This window comes from Prosthecodimorpha hirschii (assembly GCF_001305515.1).
In the GTDB taxonomy this organism is placed as follows: Bacteria; Pseudomonadota; Alphaproteobacteria; order Rhizobiales; family Ancalomicrobiaceae; genus Prosthecodimorpha; species Prosthecodimorpha hirschii.
This window is the reverse complement of record NZ_LJYW01000001.1, coordinates 4,921,659-4,940,509: the sequence shown is the minus strand read 5'-3', so window position 1 is coordinate 4,940,509 and position 18,851 is coordinate 4,921,659. Positions and strand designations below refer to the sequence as shown.

Sequence of the window (18,851 nt, the reverse complement as noted above, 5' to 3'; positions counted from 1 at the left end):
GTTCCGCTGCTTCGCGTCCGCTGCGTCAGGATTTGTCGCGCAGGATCTCGGCGAGCTTGGCGCGCTCCGCCTCGGTCAATTCGCCGCCGACCGGTTCCCCGGCCGGAACGACCCGCCGGCGCAGGGCGCCGAGGACCAAGACGCCGGCGCCGATGCCCAGGACCGCGAAGGGCGTCACCCAGAGAAGCGCCGTCTCCCATTCGAAGCGCGGATTGAGCAGCACGAACTGGCCGTAGCGCGCGACCAGGAAGTCCTTCACGGCGGCATTGCTGTCGCCGGCGACCAGCCGCTCGCGCACCAGCACGCGCAGGTCCTTGGCGAGCGGCGCGTCCGAATCGTCGATCGACTGGTTCTGGCAGACCATGCAGCGCAGATCCGCCGAGATCGCCCGCGCGCGCTTCTCCAGCGCCGGGTCCTTCAGGATCTCGTCCGGCTGCACCGCCGCCGCCGGCACCGCCGCGAGGGCGAGGCCGATGCAGGCCGCGGCGAGGACCCCGGTCACGGCGCGAATTGCGGTCGTCGCCCGGATGCGGCACCCGGACCGGTCCCTCGGGGCCGGGCTCATTCCGCCGCTCCCACCGGGACGCGGCCGGCGAGGCGCGCGGGCACCGGGGCGCCGACGCGCAGGCGCCGGTCGGACAGCGAGACGAAGCCGCCGAGCGCCATCACGACGCAGCCGTACCAGATGAAATTCACGAAGGGCTTCCAGTAGATGCGCACCGCCATGCCGCCGTCGGTCTGGGCGTCGCCGAGCGAGATGTAGAGGTTCGACGCATAGAGGTCGAACTGGCCGATCGCCGCCTCGGTGGTCGGCATCTGGCGGGCCGGATAGAAGCGCTTGGCCGGCCGCAGCGTGGTCAGGAGGACGCCGCCGCGCGAGACGGCGAAGACCCCGGTCTGTTCCTGGAAGTTCGGCCCCTTGCGCGGCGCCGAGCCCTGGTACTGCACCGTCATGCCGGCGACCTCGACGGTGTCGTTCGGCTTCATGATCAGGATGTGCTCGGTCTTCCAGGCGCTTTCGGCGACGATGCCGACGACCGACAGGCCGACGCCGACATGGGCGATGGTCATGCCCCAGGCCGAGCGCGGCAGGCCGCGGGCGCGGCGCAGGCTGGTCCCGATCGGTTCGGCGAAGAGCCGGATGCGGAAGGCGAATTCGGCCAGCGCCCCGACCACCAGCCAGGCCGCGAGACCGAAGCCGAGCGCCGCGAGCACCGGCGCAACGCCGCGGCTGATCCAGCCGGTGATCGCCGCCACCACCAGCGCGACCACGAGCGCCACGGCAAGCCGTTCGGCGACCGCACCGAGATCGCCGCGCTTCCAGGCCAGGAACGGCCCGATCGGTACGACCAGCAGGAGGGGCACCACGATGATGCCGAAGACGACGTTGAAGAACGGCGCGCCGACCGAGATCTTGTCCCCGGTGACGGCCTCGAGCACCAGCGGATAGAGCGTGCCGACGAAGACCGCGAGGCAGGAGACGGTCAGGAACAGATTGTTGAAGACCAGCGCGCCCTCGCGGCTGATCGGCGCGAAGATGCCGCCCTGCGTCAGCGTCGAGCCGCGCCAGGCGAACAGCGCCAGCGAGCCGCCGATGAACAGCGTCAGGATCATCAGGATGAAGACGCCGCGCGCCGGATCGGTCGCGAAGGCATGGACCGAGGTCAGGACGCCGGAGCGGACCAGGAAGGTGCCGAGCAGCGACAGCGAGAAGGTCAGGATGGCGAGCAGGATGGTCCAGACCTTCAGCGCGTTGCGCTTCTCCATCACGATCGCGGAATGCAGCAGCGCCGTCCCCGACAGCCAGGGCATGAAGGACGCGTTCTCGACCGGGTCCCAGAACCACCAGCCGCCCCAGCCGAGCTCGTAATAGGCCCAGTAGGAACCCATCGCGATGCCGAGCGTCAGGAACACCCAGGCGGCCAGCGTCCAGGGCCGCACCCAGCGCGCCCAGGCCGCGTCGATGCGCCCGTCGATCAGCGCGGCGACCGCGAAGGCGAAGGAGATCGAGAAGCCGACATAGCCGAGATAGAGCAGCGGCGGATGGATCGCGAGGCCCCAGTCCTGCAGGATCGGGTTGAGGTCGCGGCCTTCCATCGGGGCCGGCGACAGGCGCTGGAACGGGTTCGAGGTGGCCAGGATGAAGAGCAGGAAGGCGCTGGCGATCCAGGCCTGCACGCCGAGCGCGTTGGCCTTCAGCGTCTCCGGCAGATTGCGCCCGAAGGCGGCGACCATCGCGCCGAACAGGGCCAGGATCAGCACCCAGAGCAGCATCGAGCCTTCGTGGTTGCCCCACACGCCGCTGATCTTGAACTGCAGCGGCTTGGCCGAGTGCGAATTCTCGAAGACGTTGGCGACCGAGAAGTCGGAGACGACCGCCGCCCAGGTCAGCGCGCCGAAGGCGAGGGCGACGAACAGGAACTGGGCGAGCGCGGCCGGGCCGGCCACCGCCATCAATTGCGCGTCGCGCGTCCGCGCGCCCCAGACCGGCAGGATCGATTGGACCAGCGCCAGCGCGAAGGCCAGCACCAGGGCGTAGTGTCCGATCTCGACGATCATCGTATCCGTCCGTTCTCTTCGCCCACCCGCCGTCCCCGCCGAACCGGCAGGGCCGCAGCATTCCTCATGCGCGCCGGCCGCGGCCGGCGAGGCCGATCACTTCGGCGCACCGGCGCCCTTGTCGCCCTGCCAGTGGCCTTGCGCCTTGAGGCTGTCGGCCACTTCCTTGGGCATGTAGTTCTCGTCGTGCTTGGCGAGCACATGGTCGGCGCGGAAGCTGCCCTCGCCGGTCATGCGCCCCTCGGCCACCACGCCCTGCCCCTCGCGGAACAGGTCCGGCAGAATGCCCGTATAGGTGACCGGAATCGAGACCGCCTTGTCGGTGATCTCGAAGCGGACGGTCGTCCCCTCCCCGCGCACCACCGATCCCTCCTTGACCAGGCCGCCCAGCCGGATCCGCTGCTCGGGCGGCAGGCGCTTGGCCATCACGTCGGACGGCGAGTTGAAGAAGGCGACCGAGTCGGACAGGGCCCAGAAGATCAGTCCGGCCGCGAGGGCGAGGACCGCTCCGGCGGTTCCGATCATGGTCAGGCGGCGCTGCTTGCGGGTCATGCTCCCCTCGGGGCTGTCGGCCGGACGGCGTCCGGCGGTGAATTGGAGCGTCGCAGCCGAAGGACTAGAGCGCCAGCCCCAATCCCTTGGAAAGATCGTCGATGCGGGCGAGGTCGTCGGCACTGGACTTGACGGCCTCGCGCGCCTTGAGGGCCGCGGCCCGCGCCTCGTCCTTGCGTCCGAGCACGGCCAGCGAGCGGATCAGGCGCGACCATTCGTCGACGCTGCCGCCGCCCTGGTCGAGCCGTTCGGACAATCGCGCGACCATGCCCTCGATCATGCGGGTGCGGTCTTCGGGCGCCATGCCGGCGGCGGCCGCCACGTCATCGGCGCTCGGTCCCGGCGCGGCGGCGGCCTTGTCGGGCGGCGCAGTGCCAGCCTGACCGGCAGGAGCCGGCTGGCCGGCAGGAGCCGGCTGGCCGGATGGGGGAAGTCCGCCGGCGATCTCGGCGGCGGCGAGTTCGCGCTGCGCGGTCGGCAGCCAGGGCGCGTCCGGCGCGGCGCCGGCGATCATCGTCCGCCAGGCCGCCACCGCCTCTGCGTGGCGGCCTTCCTGCGTCAGGGCGAGGTTCAGATACATCCGCGCCGCGACGAGACCGGGTTCGGCCGCGAGTGCCGCCTCGAAGGCCGCGCGCGCCTCCGCGGTGACGATGCCGCCGGCGACCACCGTCAGCGCCTCGCCGAGCCCGGACTGGCGCCGCGGCGAGGTGCCGAGCGTGCGGATCGCGTTGCGGAAGGCCTGGGCGGCATCGGCGGGCCGGTTCAGGCGCAGATAGACCGGGGCCAGGACCTCCCAGCCGCGTCCGTCCTCGGGATTCTGCATCAGGTGGGATTCGACCCGGGCGACCAGATTGTCGATGTCGGCCTGCTCCGGCCGCGCCGCCAGGCGCTCGGACAAGGGCTGGTCGGGCAGATCCGGGGCGCCGGTCGAGAGATAGACGCCGAGCGCCACCGCCGGCAGGCCGACCGCCGCCACGATCGCGCCGATCCGGCCGCGCCGGCCCGATCCGGCGCCGGCCGTGGCCTCGCCGCCGCGGGCGGCCTTCAGGATGCGGCGGGAGATCTCCGTCCGGCCCGCCTCGGCCTCGCGGAGGCCGATCACGCCGCGCTCGAGATCGCGGTCGATCTCGGCCAGCTGGTCCTTGTAGACGGCGAGGTCGCGATCGGCCGCCGACAGGCTCGTCTGGCGGGCGCGGGCCATCGGCCCCAGCACCGCCAGGGCGGCGATCGCGGTCATTGCCGCCAGGATGATCCAGAGCATCATGTCGTCCGGCCGTCCGCCTTTCGGAACCGTCGCGCGGAGGGCGCAGCGGGCTCCCATGGGTTCGGCGCAGAATCTTGCGGCCGGACGGACCGTCCCGCCGGATCCTGCGCTGATGCGACGCCGGGGCGGCATGACCGGCCCCTCCGGTCTCCTCCCCTCGCATTCCCGTCTCAGGTATCGTCGGAAACGCGGCGCTGCAATGGCCGAACTCCTACACGAGACCGGCTGACGCAGGTTTGACGGCGGTCAAATCCGCGTCAGGGCGTGGCCGCGCCGCAGCGGGCCCGATGTGCCGGTAGGATGTGCCCGCCAGGGCGGCCCGTCGGCTCGTTGGCCTGCCGGCCCGTCGGCCTGCCGGCCGGTCAGCCGAAGCGCGTCGCAGCCTTGGCGACGCCCTGCTCGCGCGACTTGCGCAGCACGGCCGCATAGTCCTCGCCGAAGACCAGGCCGTTCAGCTTGACCGCCCCGTCGACGGCGGCGATCAGCGCGGCACGGTCGACCGCCTGGTTGGACTTCAGGTCGGCGAAGAGCTTGCCGTTCAGGACTTCGAGCGTCTGCTCGACCTGCTTGCGCGTGCGCACGATCAGGTCGTTGAGCGCGAGATTGTCGGAGGCCAGCCGCGCCTCTCCGAGCAGCCGGACCGCGAATTCGGCATCCTCGAAGGTCGACACATCGAAGCCGCCACCGAATGAGCCGGCCAGCGATTCGACCCGGAGCGCACGCCGGATCAGGCCCGGTGCCGCCTCGATCTCCTTGCCGATCAGTTCCGACATGTCGCGCCGGGCCGCGCCGATGCGCTTGAACCAGTGCGGCACGGTCTCGATCTCGAAGGCGAATTGGAGATTGCGCAGGATATCGTGGAAGTCCCGGAGCGCCCCGCCGACCTTCATGCGCTCGCGCCGATCGGCGATCCGGCTGCGGACCAGCGTCACGTCGCGCTCCGCTTCCGACAGGGCGATGTCGATCATGCGCGCATAGCGGCTGCCGGCCAGGAGCCGGGCATCCTGGGTCGCCGCCAGCCGCAGCGCCAGCGGGCCGAGCAGCCAGGGGGCGGCGACGCGCGACAGGATCGCGGCGCCGACGAAGGCCGCGTCGATCTGGACCTGCTCGACCGCGGTGCGCACCACGGCGACCAGCTGCGCGGAATCGGTCGCCTCGGCGAGCCCGATGGTTTTCGGCAACTGCGCCGACAGGGTCAGGAACTGGCCGTCGCGCTGCAGCACGTAGATCACGTCGCGCAACTCGCGGGCGACCGTCTCGCCGCCGAGATGCACGGTCAGCTTCTGCCAGCCTTTGGGATCGGCCTCGGTCTCGCGCAGGCGCGTCAGCACCAGCGGCACCGCCGCTTTGCGGAAGCGCCGGGCGACCGGACCGGCATCGGCCGCCGGGTCGCCGGGATCGGCGGCGAGCGCCTCCTCCCATTCGCGCCGGGCGACGTCGCGGATGATCCAGGTCCAGATCGGCTCGATCGCCGAGCGCGCGATGCGCCCGGTCTGCTTGAGCGGCAGGACGGTATCGATGGTGATGGCCGCGAACGGCGCGAGGCCGGCGGCGTCGAGCCGCTCCCGCCAGCCCAACCCCGCGGCAACCGGCGCGGCCGGTGTCGCGGCGACAGGGTTCGGGGACGCAACCCGGGCGGCTTCGGGGAGATTGCCGATGGCCGCGATCACGGCTTCCGTGGCGAGGATCTCGTCGCCGCGCGCGCCGGCATTCTGCATGGCGCGCAGAATCAGGCTACGCGCTGCCGGCGACAGCGATTCCATGTAGGCCAGGACTTTGGACGTCACGAGCCCGTTGTCGGACATGTCTCTGGGGGCCTCGGCAGGACCTGGATTCTGCCCTAGCGTGACCAGAAACCGTTAAGAATATCCTTGCAGCGGGACACACTCGGAAACGGTCGGGAATTACTGCAGAGGCCGCCAGCTGCCGTCGGGCTGCCGGCACGCGGTCGAGCGGACCACCTCCTGCCTGGCCGCCGTCAGCACGACCTTATGGGTGTAGTCCCGGCAGGTATACTGGTTGACCGAATAGGCCGGCCCCGGCGTCACGCTGCCGGAATGGCCGTTCTGCGGGTTCTTCCACTCCCGCGCCGTGCCGGGCTGGCCATATTGCAGCGCGTCGTATTCGGCATCCGCCGAGAGCGCGCGATCCTTGTCGTCGAGCGCCCGCCCGGTCTCGCTGCCCAGCAATGCGCCGAGCGTCGCCCCGAGGCCGAACCGGTCGCCCGACGGCTTCTCGTCCGTGCCGCCGCCGCATCCGGCAAGCCAGACCGTCACCATCACCACGCCGGCGATACGAGCCGCAGCCATCGCCCTGACCCCTCGTTCAATCGATCCCGCCGACCGGCCGCGACCCTCATCGCAACCGATCCGGAACCTTCCCGTCACCTTGACCGACCTGCGCTCTGCATCGACCTTGTGGCTGAATTATGCAGCGCCGCCCACATCGGGCCATGCCCAGACGAATAGCACAAGTCCCGCGCACACCGACCGCCGATGCCGCGTCCGTGAGCCGGAAGCCATTGCGCTGATACAATTTTGCAACGCAGCACGACGCCTCCGCAGGCCGCCCGCGACCGCCCGCCGGAGCCCGGAACCGGCTCAGAGCGCCGGCAGGACCAGTTCGCAGCGCAGGCCGCCGAGCGGGCTGTCGAGCAGTTGGAAGCGCCCGCCATAGAGCACGGCGAGATCGGTGACGATCGACAGGCCGAGCCCCGTGCCGGGCACCGTCTCGTCCAGCCGCTGGCCGCGCTTGACCGCCTCGAGCCGCTTCTCCGGCGACAGGCCCGGCCCGTCGTCGTCGACCCAGATGGTCAGGAAGCGGCGGTCGTCGGCGCGCGGGTTGCCCTCGATGCGCGCGGTGACCGAGACGCGGCCGATGCACCACTTGGAGGCGTTGTCCATCAGGTTGCCGAGGGTCTCTTCGAGGTCCTGCCGCTCGCCGCGGAAGCGCAGGCCGGGCTGGATGTCGGTCTCGACGACCACGCCCTTGCGCTCGAAGATCTTGCGCATCGCCCGTGCCAGCCGCTCGACGACCGGCTCCACGTCGGTGACCGCGCCGATCACCCGGCGCTGCGCCGCCATGCGGGCGCGCTCCAGATGGGTGTCGATATATTCGCGCATCAGGCCGGCCTGCTCGGCGATGCGCGCGGCCAGCGTCCCCTCCGTCCCGCGCGCCTCGTTGGTGATCACCGAGAGCGGCGTCTTCAGCGCATGGGCGAGATTGCCGACATGGGTGCGCGCCCGCTCCATGGTCTCGCGGTTGGATTCGATCAGCGCGTTGAGTTCCTGCGCCAGCGGCTCGATTTCCGACGGGAAGGTGCCTTCCAGCCGTTCCGCCTCGCCGGAGCGGATGGCGAACAGCGCCCGGCGCATGCGCTCGATCGGGAACAGGCCGAGGCGGACCTGGAAATAGGTGGTGATGACGAGGCCGAAGCCGACCAGCGCCAGGATCAGCGCGGTCCGGGTCGAGAACACCGTGATGTCCTCGTTGAGATCGCCCGCATTGCCGGCGACGGCGAGCCGGAAGGCATTCTGCTCGTCGAAGGAGATCTCGCGCTCGATGATGCGCAGATCCTGCCCGTCCGGCCCCCGGATGTAGCCCTTGGCGGTGCGGTCGGTGCCCGGCACGATGCCGACATCGGAGGGCAGCACCAGCACGTCGCCGACCAGCGATTTCGACGCCACCACGACCTTGTTGTCGCCCGACCGGCGCACCACCCAGTACCAGCCCGACAGCGGCAGCTCGAAGCGCGGTTCGCCGACATTGTCCGGCTCGCGGAAGGACCCGGCCGTGTCCGACTGCGCCGCGATCGCCCCGACCAGGGTCTTCAGGTAGACGCCGAGCCGCTCGTCGAAGGCCCGTTCGGCCGAGCCGCGATAGACCGCGATCAGCACCGAACCGGCGGCGGCCAGAGACAGGGCACTCCAGATCGCGGCGAGGACGAACAGGCGGAGGGCGAGCGAGCTACCCTGCATCGCCCGTCAAACCCACCGTGTAGCCGAGGCCGCGTATGGTCTGGATGATGTCGACCCCGAGCTTCTTGCGCAGGCGCCCGATGAACACCTCGATCGTATTGGAATCGCGGTCGAAATCCTGATCGTAGAGATGCTCGACCAGTTCCGTCCGCGACACCACCCGGCCCTGGTGCAGCATCATGTAGCTGAGCAGCCGGTATTCGTGCGAGGTCAGCTTGACCAGATGGCCCGACACGGTGACGCGCCCCGATCGGGCATCGAGCCGGACCGGTCCGCATTCGATCTCGTTCGAGGCATGGCCGGCCGACCGGCGCACCAGGGCCCGGACCCGCGCCAGCACCTCTTCCATGTGGAAGGGCTTGGCCACGTAGTCGTCGGCGCCGGCATCGATGCCGGCGACCTTGTCGGACCAGCGGTCGCGCGCGGTCAGCAGCAGCACGGGCATCTTGCGCCCGTCCCGCCGCCATTGTTCCAGTACCGAGAGCCCGTCCATCTTGGGCAGGCCGATGTCGAGAATCACCGCGTCATAGGGCTCGGTATCGCCGAGGAAGTGCCCCTCCTCGCCGTCCCGGGCCTGATCGACCGCGTAACCCGCCTCCTTCAGCGCCTCGACGATCTGTGTGTTCAGATTGGCATCGTCTTCGACAACCAGCAGCCGCACGCCGTGCTCCCCTCGATAAACCCCGAGTCCGTCCGACTTCAGCGCTTATCGTACATGAATTGTCCGGAGCTGGCATCGAGAACCACTTTGCGCACCAAACCATCGCGGGTCAGCACGGTGACCCGGTAGGCGAGCTTGCCGGCATCCAGGCAAAGGTCGGCCTTGACGATATCGCCTTCGAGTTGGCGGCGGATTTCGGCGAGCTTGCGCGCCCGGCCCTCGAGCAGGGCCTCCTGCATCGCCCCGAAGGTCAGGCACTCGCCGACCTGCGTCTGCGCGACAACATCGCCCGGCGCGAAGGCGGCGAGCGCCGGCGCGAGCATGCCGCAGGCCGTAACGGCCGCAAGACAGAGGGAGGCGATTTTCCTGACCATGGGCGGAGATCTAGTCCGGCGGGACTGAACCGGGGATGAACGTCCGCCATACGGCATCTGCGGTCCGGACGCCAGCGCCCGGCGCCGCGGGAGGCATCGGGCCCGCAGCCCGCGATCCGGCGCGAACGCGGGATCGCGGGCCTGCGACCGCCGGTCATCCCGGCGGGCACAGCGCGGCGACCACGGCATTGTGCGCCTTGATCGCCCGGATGGTCTCGTCGGTGTCGGCCTGCGACCAGGCGATCGGCTCGGCGAGGCGGCAATAGACCGCCGACGGGCGCGTCGGGTCGGCGGCGCGGTCAGTCGCGACGGTTCCCGTCGCCGCGACGGTTTCCGTCGTCGGCGCGCAGGCGGTCGGGATCGTCGAGAGAACGAACAGCAGCGCGGCGCACCGCGCGGGCAAGATCGACGGCACGGATCATCTCCTCCATCCGGCGGGTGCAGTCCTCGGCGAGCGGATCGGCGCCGCCGCGCCGGCCCGCCCGGGCGAGGAGCGCGGCGGCGAGCGCGACCAGCGCGCGGGCCAGGGCGAGCCATCCCATGGCTCACCCGATCGCCTTGGTGGCGCGCACCCGGCCCCAGATGGCGAGGCCCGCGCCGGCGATCACGATCAGTCGGTCCCACACCTCGATCAGGCTGCCGATCAGGTCGAGCGCGGCGGCCTGGTCGGACGGCGCGATCGCGTAGCCGCCGAGGCCCGCGATCGAGGCCAGGATGGCGAGGAGCGCGCCCCAGACGGTGCGCGACTGCAGAAGGGTCTTGGTCTCGGTCATGGCGATCCTCAGGCTTCCTGGGTGGAGACGGCGAGGCCGGCGGGACGCGCGGCCGGCGCGGCATCGGCGACGAGGGCGACGCCGTCCGGCCAGCGGATGCCGATCGGCCGACCGGCTTCGTCGACGAGCAGGCGGGACTTGGCGATCGCGGCGCGGCTGACGCGGTTACCCTGGTTGCCGCCGAGGACGTGGTAGTGGGTCGCGTCCTCGCCCTCGTAGAGCCCGACATGGCCGCCGCCCTCGCGGGTGAAGACCAGCACGGCCCCCGGCACCGGCCGGTCCAGCCGGCGCCCCCAGATGCCCCAGCTGCGGGCGGCGAGCGGGTTCGGCAGCGGCGGCATCAGCCCGGCCTCGACCACCGCCCAGGCGACGGCGAGGCCGCACCAGGGAATGTCGTCGTCCTCGTAATAGGCGCCGATCCAGTCGAGCCGCGGATGCGCGGCCGCGACCTTGCGTGCCATGTCGAGGATGCGCGGGGTCGAGCCCGGGCCGGGCGTTTCGGCAAGGCCGATCGCGGCGGCGAGCCGGGCATGCCAAGGGGCGGCGGACGTCATGGGACACCTCCGGGAGAAGACGAACGGGATGGGTGGGGGGTGGTCGGTCGACTTGGGTCGGTCGGCTTCGGGCGGTCGGCTTCGGGCGGTCAGGCGAAGACGCAGGCCGGACTTGCCGGCGCGACCACCCTGCCGGCGAGCGGCGCCGGCAGCGGCCAGCCGTCGGGCGCGAGCAGGTTGACGTGGCAGCCCTCGGCCGGCGCCAGGATCGGCAGGCCGTCGGCGTCGAGCGCGCCGGTCGGCAGGGCGACGATGCCGGTGCCGAAGACGAGATCGGGATAGACCGGCCCGGAAGCGGTCATGACCAGCGGCGGCAGTACCGGGCCGGTCCCAGTCTCGGTGCCGGTCTCGGTTTCGGGCGCGACCGTCAGGCCGGCCGCGCCGAGCAGGGCCAGGGCTTCGGACCGGTCGGCGAAGCGCAGGAAGATCGTGTTCATGCCGCGAGCCTCGCCTGACTGGCGGCGCCGGCCGCCGAGGGCTGATCGGTCAGCGTCCAGCCGACCAGTTGGCGCAGCCGCAGGACCTGCCCGGCCGAAAGTCCGCTCGAGGCCCCGAGATAGACCGTCGTCGGCCACGCATTCGTCTGCGCCGCGGAGGCGGCCGTGCCGTTGACGGCGAGCCGTGCCCCCGAGGCGCCCCAGCCGGCGCACAGGCCGAGCGCGCCGGGAATGACATCCGTGCCGACCCCGAGCGCCAGCGCCGACGTCGCATTGAAGATCGCCACGCGGGTGTTCGGCGTATTGGTCGCCCGGATGAGATTGAGGCCGTCGCCCAGGCCGACGATCTGCTGCCCGGACTGCGCCACCGGGATGGTGCCGCGCCAGGCGATCCCGGCCGAGGCGCCCTGGATGGCCGCGGCCGCGCCGGCGGCGATCTGGCAGAGGTCGGTCGTGCGGGTGACCGCGGCCAGCGTGTCGCCCGGGATGATCGAGCCCTGCGACACCGCCTCGACGAGCTGCGGCAGGATGAAATGGACCACCGATCCGGCATTGGCCCCGATCTCCAGCACCGCGCCGGTGCCGGCCGGAATGACGTTGGCCGACCCGGTCCAGGCATAGGCGCTGCCGGCGACGGAGGCCGAGCCGGTTCCCCCGGTCAGGAACACGGAGGTGGCCGCTCCCGTCCGGCGCGCATAGACCCCGAAGGAATGCGCATTGGCGTTGCCGACCGCGCCGGAGACCTTGGCCCAGGCCGCGCCGCTGCCGGCGGAATTGTCCAGCCTGTAGACCGTCCCGGCGGTGCAGATCGCCGACAGACCGGCGGCCGCCAGGGCGGCGCTGTCGTCGACGACCGACAGGACCGCGGCGGCATCGCCGGTCTTGGTCAGGTTCGACGTGTCGAGCGGATTGTGCTTGCGCGCCGTGATCTTGTTGGTCGCCGCCCCCTCCAGCAGGAGTTCGGCCGCGCCGCTGCTCCAGTCGATCCGGGCTTCGTTGGCGGCGGCGGCCTTGAGGCTGCCGTCGGCATCGCAATAGGTCTTGCCGGCGCCGGAGGTGACGCCGAGCACCGCGGCGAGCGGCACGGCCGCGCCGCCGAGGACGCACCGGCGGCCGACGATATCGGCGAAGAAGGCCGGCGCGGCGCCGTCGAGCAGGTGCTCGGGCCGGCGCCACCAGGGCGCGGCACCGGCCAGGAGCCGGCGCGGGGGCAGCATCAGGCCCATGGCTCAGTCCACCGCGATGTTGGCCGACACGGCGGCGAGATCGGCGACCGAGCCGAGCGTCGGGGCGCCGCGCCAGACGAGCGCCAGCCAGATGTCCTGGCCGCCGGCGAGCTTGATCGAGCGGGCGAGCTGGTTGGCCTCGTAGAGCGTGCCGCCGCCGAGATTGGTGATGCGGGTCAGCGAGACGACGCCGATGACCTTGTCGAGGTCGGCGGCGGCGACCACCGCGGCGGCATTGTCGGTGACGGTCGAGGCGGCCGGGTCGGCGCGGAACAGGATCGCGTCGAGCGCCGCCGTCAGCCCGGCGGTCTTCAGCGCGACGGTCAGGTCCTGCAGGTAGCCCGAGCCTCCGGCGACCCGCAGCGCGCCTGCCAGCTGCATCTTGGCACCGAGCGCGTCGCCCGACGCATAGGCCGTGGTCGAGGTCGCCGGCAGGCTCGCCGGCGCGGCGCGGATGATCCGCCCGCCGACCTCGCCGAGATGGGCTTCGGAGGCCCCCCCGACGGTCGGCAGCGGGTCGCTGTTGGCGTCGATGACGACGGCCGGGACGGCGCGCCCGTCGGCGCGCACGAGGAGGCGTTGTCCGGTGACGGACTGGGTTTCGGTCGGCATGATGAGGGTCCTGCGGCGGGAGGAATGGGGGGCGGGATCAGAGGGCAGGCTGGGCGGGCTGGTCGAGCCGCGCGCCTTGTTCGAGCCGGTCGAGCCGGCCGGCGAGGTCCTGGACCGCCTTGACCAGGACGGGGACGAATTCGGCGTAGCGCAGCCCTTCCAGCCCGGTCTCGGCGTCGCGCACCCAGAGCGCGGCATCGCGCCCGTCGAGCGCGGCCGCGACCTCCTGGGCGATCAGGCCGAAATGCCGCCGCCGGCCCTCGCGCGGCACCGGCGGCGCGGCCGGATCGGCCGGATCGGCGACCTGCTCGGCGACGCGCCAGCGGTAGCTGACCGGCCGCAGCCGGCGCACGAAATCGAGCCCCAGATCGGCCTCGGCGATGTCGACCTTCTCGCGCCGGTCGGAGGTGTTGATGGTCGCGCTCGCGGCGTAGATCTGCGACCAGCGGGCGCTCGCCGTGCCGAGCGTGCGGGCATTGTCGGCATCCGGCCGCACCACGCGGGCGACGGTGTCGCCCGAGGCCGCGACGAGCTTCAGGGCCTCGGTCCAGCTCGCCCCGTCGGCGCTGACCTTCAGGCTGAAATCGTCGCTGCCGACGAGGCCGAGCTCGGCGCGGCCCGAATAGGCGGTCTGGAACAGGAGCGACAGCGTGTTGCCGGCGGCCTCCTTGGAGGCGGTCTGGCGCAGGTCGCCGGTGCCGCCCTCCCCGGTCGCCAGCGCGGCGAACAGCATGGTGTTGAGCTTGGCGGCGAGCGGATTGGTCGCATCCGCCGTGGTGCCGATGCCGAGCCGGGTCAGGTTCTGCAGCGCCGAGATCGCCCCGATCGCGCCGGAAACCGGGTCGACCCAGGCACTGCCGGTCCAGACCATGAGCCGCGCCTCGTCGGCGAGCCAGACGCGCAGGCCCGCGGCCGGCACCGTGAAGGTCCAGCCGCCGTCGACCCAGGTGGCGATCCGGCCGGCCTGGCCGGTCCAGGCACCGGTCGGACTGGCCGCGACGATGTAGCCGGCGCCCTCCGCCGGGCTCGCCGGCGGCGCCGCGAGATCGCGATCGAGGACCAGCGCCTGCACCAGCCGGTCGAGCGCGGCCAGGGCCTCGTTGTGGGTGACGTGCTTCTGCGCCTGGCCGGCTTCGATCAGCGGCAGGGCAAGACGGGCGGTCGCGGTCATGGGCGTCCCTCTTCGATCGGGATGGTGGCGTGTCGGGCAATGCCGGGGCCGAGCGCCGTGCCGATCTGGGCGACGCGCAGCGTCACCGCGACCGGGGTGGCGCCGACATCGGCGATCTGGGCGGCGGCGGTCCAAAGGAAGGATGGCGTCGCGATCTCGATCGTCCGGACCGCGACCGGACCGGCCAGGATCTCCAGCCGGTAGCGCTCGGTCTCCTCGCCGAGCGCCACGTCGGCCGCCGTCCAGGCATCGGCCCCGGCGAGCCGCGAGCGGCGGATCCAGGAGAGCGTCACATCCCCGGTGGCGCGGCTGCGCATCGCCTTCAGCCCGCACGGGCTCCAGGGCGTCAGCCCGCGTCCGCCGATCGCCGCCGTCACGGTGACATAGGCCGCGTCGTCATAGCCGCGCGGCTCGGGGCCGACCTTCAGCGTCACCGTGCCGCCGACATCGTCGCGCCCCGTCGGCAAGGCGACCACGCGGGCATCGAGCAGCACGAAGGCGCTGCCGGCGGGCGCCGTCGCCGCCCCGGCATCCTCCGAGCCGCCCTGTCCGCGCAGGAGCCGGGTCAGCCGGTAGCGGCCGGCGGCGACCAGTTCGGCGCGGGCGAATTGCAGGATTTCCCAGGTTCCGCCGTCATGGCGCACCGCCGCCAGATTGGCGCCGGCCAGCACCTCGTCCTCGGCATGGGCGGCAAGCGTGCCGGACTGGAGATCGACCAGCAGGCCCGACCCGTCGTCCCACAGCCCGAGCGGCCCGGGCGCCAGCGCCTCGGCGAGCGTGCCCATCGTCGCCGGCGCCTCGATGGTGCCGATCGCCGCGTAGCTGGCCGCGCCGGTCTTGCGCCAGATCGCCAGCGCGCCCGGCCAGGGCGAGACGGCGGCGGCGATGAAGGCGCGGTCCGGCCGGTCGTCGGCCGCCAGATGGGCGATGTCCAGCACATGGACGGTCGGCGCGCCCCAGGCGGCGGCATCCTCGGCATTGTCGAGCCGGCCGGAACTGCGCTGCGGGCTGTAGAGATCGCGGTCGACCCGGCGCGCCTCGATCGTCCGGACGCCGCCATCCTCGATCCGCTCGACGATCACATCCATCGTCCGGTCGCCGGCATCGAAAGCCAGGATGTCGCCCGGTTCGACCGCGATCCGGTCCGGACCGAGCGCGAAGCCGCAGCTTTCCCGGCCGGACCAGACATCCTGCAGCCAGGTTTCCGCCAGCCCGGCCGCCACGTCGACCGGCAGCACCACGGGCAGGTCGGCCCGCGTCTCGCGCCGGCTCGCCTCGGTCAGCCGGTGCGAGGCGACGGTGGTGCGCCGGAAGTCGCGCAAGGCATCCGACACCGTCACGTCGATGCCGCCCGGCAGGTCGCCGGCCTCGGCGCGCAACCGCTCGACGAGCGGCCGGTCGACGCGGTCGACCAGGTCGTCGCGGCCGAGGCTGCCGTCGCGCCGCCGCGCCCGGCCGGCGAAGCGCAGATGCGTGCCGGCATCGTGGGCGTCGACCTGGAAGGCGGCGAGCAGCGGTTCCAGCGCCTGACGCGGCGCCATCCGGTCGTCGATCACGAAGCCGTCGAGATGGCCCGGCACCGCCCTTGTGGCAACCGCCGTGAAGCCGGTATCGGCCAGCACGGCCCGGATCAGCCCGTCCAGACTGGTCCCGCCGAGCCGGCCGGTCAGCCAATGGCCGGTCGGCCAGGCGGCGGCATCGGCCCAGACCCCGGCGAGCGCCGGAAACTGCGGAAAGGGCCGCGCGTCCCAGGTCCAGAACTGCAGGCCGCCGGGATCGACCATGCGCCGCCCGTCGAGATCGGAGAGCGGATTGTGGGCGGCGTCGAAATCGGGATGATCCGGATCGAAGCGCGCCAGCACCGCCTCCAGCAGGCGGCGCTGGATCAGGTCGTCGCGGCCGCCGCGCGAGAAATGCGGCAGCCCGGCCTCGGTGGATTTCGCATCCGGGAACATGTTCGGCTGGTTGGCGCCGAGATCGACCGCCGGACAGCCGGTCTCGACCAGCCGGAACGGCTTCGACTGCGGCAGCCAGGCGGTCGGCGTGGCGCTCTCGACCCCGCCGGGGCGGTCGAAATGCGGGTTCGACCACCAGGATTTCAGGTCCTTGCTGCGAAACACCCAGGGCTTGCCGGCCGCCCCGTCGGTAATCGGCGTGCGCGTGCCGGTGAGCCGGTCCGCCGTCGAGGCATAGTACCAGTCGAAGCCCTCCCCGGCGCCGAAGCCGGCGGCGAGCGGGCCGAGATCGTGCGGCGTGTCGGCGGCGTCCGCATCCGGACCGCCGCCATGGCGCCAGTCGGCGAGCGGCCAATAGGCGTCGATGCCGACGAAATCGACATCCGGGCTCGCCCAGAACGGATCGAGATGGAAATGCACGTCGCCGGACCCGTCGGCCGGCTGGTGGCCGAACCATTCCGACCAGTCCGCCCCGTAGGAGACCGCCGTCGCGCTGCCGAGCACGGCCTTCACGTCCGTTGCCAGCGAGGTCAGCGCCGCCACGAACGGATAGGTTCCCGGCGCGGACCGGACGGTGCTCAAGCCGCGCAGTTCCGAGCCGATCAGGAAGGTGTCGACCCCGCCGGCGATCGCGGCGAGCGTCGCATAATGCAGGATCATGCGCCGGAACGACCATTCCGCCGGCCCGTCATAGACGACCGCCTCGTCGTCGGCGTCGAAATCGCCGACCGCCGCCGTCCCGACGAAGGCCGCGAGCTGGGCGGCCGCGGCCGCCGTGCCGTCCGGGCTGCCGATCTGGCCGGCGGCGGGATGGCAGGTGATCCGCCCGCGCCACGGATAGGCCGGCTGTTCCGCCGCGCCGGCCGGATCCGGCAATCCGTTGCCGGCCGGAATGTCCATGGTCAGGAAGGGATAGAGGCAGACCTTGAGCCCGCGCGCCCGGATCGCCCGGATCGCGGCGACGACCGAATCGTCCGACGGCGTGCCGCCGAAGGCCGCCTTCCCGTCGACCCGGCTGACCACCGGCGCATCGGCCCGCGTCAGCCCGGCGACCGACCAGACCCCGTTGCCGCCCTTGTCGGGGGCCTCCACGGCCGGCCGCACCTGGCAGAGGCCGGCGCGCAGATCGTCGCCGAACCACGACACCACCAGTGCGACCGTCTCGAGCTTCGGGCAGAGCGCCTGCAATTCGTCGAGCGAGGCTTCCAGATCGGTGACGCCGAGGCTCGAATGGGCATTCTCGCGCACCCACCCGGCAGGGCCGAGCCCGCCGAGCAGGCTGGCGGTGTGGTAGCCGAACTCGGTCGTGCCCGGGATCACCGTGACGGCGCGGATCAGCGGCTCCAGCCGGTCGACCACCCGGATCACCTCGAAGGCGAGCTGCGGGATGCGGTTGCCGAATTTCTTCAGCGCCATGCGCTCGAACACCGCCATCGCCACGCCGCGATAGGCCGGCGCCCCGCCCGGCTGGCGGGCCAGGATCAGCGGATCGGCCGCCTGGTCCTCGGCCCCGAAATGGAACCGGATGGCATAGTCCTGCTGGTCGAGTTCGATCCCGTCGGCCCAGATGCGGCCGATCCGATGCACCGGCCCCTCGCAGATCGCGACCGCGAAATTGGCGAAATAGCTGTAGGTGGTCAGCGTCGGCCCGCCCTTGCCGCCGGTCGACTGCTCGGTCGAGGTCTCCTCGTAGCGCGTCGCCCAGACGATCTCGCCGGTCAGGCGCACGCGGCCGTAGACGCGCGGGATCGCCTTGCCCTCGGTCGAGGTCTGGATGTCCAGATCCGACAGGCGCGGGCCCTTCATGTCGGGCAGCGTCGAGCGGATCAGCGCCCGGTCGATCAGCGCGCCGGCGATCGCGCCGAGCGCCCGGCCCGCAATCGCGCCGGCCGGCCCGAGCGAGGCGCCGAGCGTCTGCCCGGCGGCGGAAAGCAGGATGGTGGCCATCAGTCGGTCGCTCCCGGAAAGGCGAAGACATGGGCGACGTGCCGCCGCCACCAGGGCCCGAGCGGGCTCTCGACGACGGCCGCGCCCTCATAGGCGTGCAGGAAGGCGTCCGGCCCGGTCAGGATGCCGGCATGCTTGGCCGGCAGATGCGGCCGCCAGCGGATCAGGATCACGTCGCCGGCCCGCATCGCCGTCGCATCGACTGGCTCCAGATGGCGCGCGGCGGCCTCCGCGAAGGCTTCCCGCCCGCCGGCCTCCGCCCAGTCGCGCGCATAGGCCGGCGGCGCCTCCGGCTCCGGCCCGATCACCTCGCGCCACACCCCGCGGATGAGCCCGAGGCAATCCGCCCCGACGCCCTTCAGCGACGCCTGATGCCGATACGGCGTCCCGATCCACGACCGCGCCACCGCCACGATCCGCTGCCGCTGCACGACCGCCATCGAAATCCTCCGTTGCTATGTTGGGCCACGAGCACGGGACGATTCCGCGCTGCACAATGATTGTTGTCGGAAGCCGAACCGACAGATCGCGCGATCCGCCCGATCCCGCGCCCCTTCCCCTTCGCCCCCTGCCAAGGGGGAGAAGGTGGCCGAAGGCCGGATGAGGGGGAACGATGCTGCGACGCACACAAGAACAGAGAGTCGAGGGGAGCCCCGAAAGCAGCCGACTGGCGGGCCGTCCGACCACCAGCCCTGGCCGGACCTGGTGGCTGTCACCCAGAGGTCCTGCCAGAGGGGCTGCCACGGCACGTGACGGGTCATCCGGTGTCCACATATCGTGGCCAAGATC

At 71.9% G+C, this 18,851-nt stretch carries 18 protein-coding genes; all 18 read right to left on the bottom strand.

The genetic code is table 11. The features are described from left to right. Positions 1–25 precede the first annotated feature (25 nt). Positions 26–502 carry a cytochrome c-type biogenesis protein gene (locus ABB55_RS21845; RefSeq protein ID WP_244472096.1) on the bottom strand — a complete coding sequence of 159 codons (477 nt, stop codon included), beginning with the start codon at positions 500–502 and terminating at the stop codon, positions 26–28. A gap of 59 nt (positions 503–561) precedes the next feature. Next, a complete protein-coding gene (locus tag ABB55_RS21840; RefSeq protein ID WP_054360706.1) occupies positions 562–2,559 on the bottom strand; it encodes a heme lyase CcmF/NrfE family subunit in 1,998 nt (665 codons plus the stop codon). Between the two features lie 96 nt (positions 2,560–2,655). Next, positions 2,656–3,111, bottom strand: coding sequence for a cytochrome c maturation protein CcmE (gene ccmE / locus ABB55_RS21835; RefSeq protein ID WP_054360705.1), 456 nt, complete (start codon positions 3,109–3,111; stop codon positions 2,656–2,658). Between the two features lie 64 nt (positions 3,112–3,175). Further along, the gene (gene ccmI, locus ABB55_RS21830) at positions 3,176–4,375 is read right to left on the bottom strand and encodes a c-type cytochrome biogenesis protein CcmI (protein ID WP_054360704.1); all 1,200 of its coding nucleotides are present in this window, start codon (positions 4,373–4,375) and stop codon (positions 3,176–3,178) included. A gap of 362 nt (positions 4,376–4,737) precedes the next feature. Beyond that, complete coding sequence (locus ABB55_RS21825) at positions 4,738–6,162, bottom strand: hypothetical protein (RefSeq protein ID WP_152982133.1); 1,425 nt, start codon at positions 6,160–6,162, stop codon at positions 4,738–4,740. A gap of 117 nt (positions 6,163–6,279) precedes the next feature. Beyond that, positions 6,280–6,684, bottom strand: a complete 405-nt coding sequence (locus ABB55_RS21820; RefSeq protein ID WP_054360702.1) for an RT0821/Lpp0805 family surface protein — start codon at positions 6,682–6,684, stop codon at positions 6,280–6,282. A gap of 291 nt (positions 6,685–6,975) precedes the next feature. Further along, positions 6,976–8,352: an ATP-binding protein gene (locus ABB55_RS21815; RefSeq protein ID WP_054360701.1), complete on the bottom strand. Its 1,377-nt coding sequence runs from the start codon at positions 8,350–8,352 to the stop codon at positions 6,976–6,978. Continuing rightward, positions 8,342–9,013: a response regulator transcription factor gene (locus ABB55_RS21810; RefSeq protein WP_054360700.1), complete on the bottom strand. Its 672-nt coding sequence runs from the start codon at positions 9,011–9,013 to the stop codon at positions 8,342–8,344. Before ABB55_RS21810 ends, ABB55_RS21815 begins: the two co-directional genes overlap by 11 nt. Positions 9,014–9,051: 38 nt before the next feature. Beyond that, a complete protein-coding gene (locus ABB55_RS29940; protein WP_054360699.1) occupies positions 9,052–9,387 on the bottom strand; it encodes a PepSY domain-containing protein in 336 nt (111 codons plus the stop codon). 154 nt (positions 9,388–9,541) lie between these two features. Continuing rightward, positions 9,542–9,802, bottom strand: a complete 261-nt coding sequence (locus ABB55_RS29935) for a hypothetical protein (RefSeq protein ID WP_054360698.1) — start codon at positions 9,800–9,802, stop codon at positions 9,542–9,544. 130 nt (positions 9,803–9,932) lie between these two features. Next, the gene (locus ABB55_RS21795; protein WP_054360697.1) at positions 9,933–10,160 is read right to left on the bottom strand and encodes a hypothetical protein; all 228 of its coding nucleotides are present in this window, start codon (positions 10,158–10,160) and stop codon (positions 9,933–9,935) included. An 8-nt stretch (positions 10,161–10,168) separates the two neighbouring features. Then, the gene (locus ABB55_RS21790) at positions 10,169–10,714 is read right to left on the bottom strand and encodes a TIGR02594 family protein (RefSeq protein ID WP_054360696.1); all 546 of its coding nucleotides are present in this window, start codon (positions 10,712–10,714) and stop codon (positions 10,169–10,171) included. A gap of 89 nt (positions 10,715–10,803) precedes the next feature. Then, entirely contained in the window at positions 10,804–11,151 is a 348-nt protein-coding gene (locus ABB55_RS21785; protein ID WP_054360695.1) for a hypothetical protein, read from the bottom strand. Beyond that, complete coding sequence (locus tag ABB55_RS21780) at positions 11,148–12,377, bottom strand: hypothetical protein (RefSeq protein ID WP_054360694.1); 1,230 nt, start codon at positions 12,375–12,377, stop codon at positions 11,148–11,150. The genes ABB55_RS21785 and ABB55_RS21780 overlap by 4 nt, the downstream gene beginning before the upstream one ends. Before the next feature lie 3 nt (positions 12,378–12,380). Next, positions 12,381–12,989: a hypothetical protein gene (locus tag ABB55_RS21775; RefSeq protein WP_054360693.1), complete on the bottom strand. Its 609-nt coding sequence runs from the start codon at positions 12,987–12,989 to the stop codon at positions 12,381–12,383. A 37-nt stretch (positions 12,990–13,026) separates the two neighbouring features. Then, positions 13,027–14,160, bottom strand: coding sequence for a DUF2793 domain-containing protein (locus ABB55_RS30490; RefSeq protein ID WP_054360692.1), 1,134 nt, complete (start codon positions 14,158–14,160; stop codon positions 13,027–13,029). Continuing rightward, a complete protein-coding gene (locus tag ABB55_RS21765) occupies positions 14,157–18,062 on the bottom strand; it encodes a baseplate multidomain protein megatron (RefSeq protein ID WP_083463835.1) in 3,906 nt (1,301 codons plus the stop codon). The genes ABB55_RS30490 and ABB55_RS21765 overlap by 4 nt, the downstream gene beginning before the upstream one ends. Continuing rightward, complete coding sequence (locus ABB55_RS21760; protein WP_054360691.1) at positions 18,062–18,502, bottom strand: NlpC/P60 family protein; 441 nt, start codon at positions 18,500–18,502, stop codon at positions 18,062–18,064. Before ABB55_RS21760 ends, ABB55_RS21765 begins: the two co-directional genes overlap by 1 nt. Positions 18,503–18,851: the final 349 nt, after the last annotated feature.

What these genes read in the sequence shown, in the direction of transcription:
- ABB55_RS21790 (WP_054360696.1), bottom strand. Translation starts at nt 10,714, where the DNA reads ATGACGTCCGCCGCCCCTTGGCATGCCCGGCTCGCCGCCGCGATCGGC.
- ABB55_RS21765 (WP_083463835.1), bottom strand. Translation starts at nt 18,062, where the DNA reads ATGGCCACCATCCTGCTTTCCGCCGCCGGGCAGACGCTCGGCGCCTCG.
- ABB55_RS21795 (WP_054360697.1), bottom strand. Translation starts at nt 10,160, where the DNA reads ATGACCGAGACCAAGACCCTTCTGCAGTCGCGCACCGTCTGGGGCGCG.
- ABB55_RS21815 (WP_054360701.1), bottom strand. Translation starts at nt 8,352, where the DNA reads ATGCAGGGTAGCTCGCTCGCCCTCCGCCTGTTCGTCCTCGCCGCGATC.
- ABB55_RS21760 (WP_054360691.1), bottom strand. Translation starts at nt 18,502, where the DNA reads ATGGCGGTCGTGCAGCGGCAGCGGATCGTGGCGGTGGCGCGGTCGTGG.
- ccmI (WP_054360704.1), bottom strand. Translation starts at nt 4,375, where the DNA reads ATGATGCTCTGGATCATCCTGGCGGCAATGACCGCGATCGCCGCCCTG.
- ABB55_RS30490 (WP_054360692.1), bottom strand. Translation starts at nt 14,160, where the DNA reads ATGACCGCGACCGCCCGTCTTGCCCTGCCGCTGATCGAAGCCGGCCAG.
- ABB55_RS21775 (WP_054360693.1), bottom strand. Translation starts at nt 12,989, where the DNA reads ATGCCGACCGAAACCCAGTCCGTCACCGGACAACGCCTCCTCGTGCGC.
- ABB55_RS21785 (WP_054360695.1), bottom strand. Translation starts at nt 11,151, where the DNA reads ATGAACACGATCTTCCTGCGCTTCGCCGACCGGTCCGAAGCCCTGGCC.
- ABB55_RS21840 (WP_054360706.1), bottom strand. Translation starts at nt 2,559, where the DNA reads ATGATCGTCGAGATCGGACACTACGCCCTGGTGCTGGCCTTCGCGCTG.
- ABB55_RS21820 (WP_054360702.1), bottom strand. Translation starts at nt 6,684, where the DNA reads ATGGCTGCGGCTCGTATCGCCGGCGTGGTGATGGTGACGGTCTGGCTT.
- ccmE (WP_054360705.1), bottom strand. Translation starts at nt 3,111, where the DNA reads ATGACCCGCAAGCAGCGCCGCCTGACCATGATCGGAACCGCCGGAGCG.
- ABB55_RS21780 (WP_054360694.1), bottom strand. Translation starts at nt 12,377, where the DNA reads ATGGGCCTGATGCTGCCCCCGCGCCGGCTCCTGGCCGGTGCCGCGCCC.
- ABB55_RS29940 (WP_054360699.1), bottom strand. Translation starts at nt 9,387, where the DNA reads ATGGTCAGGAAAATCGCCTCCCTCTGTCTTGCGGCCGTTACGGCCTGC.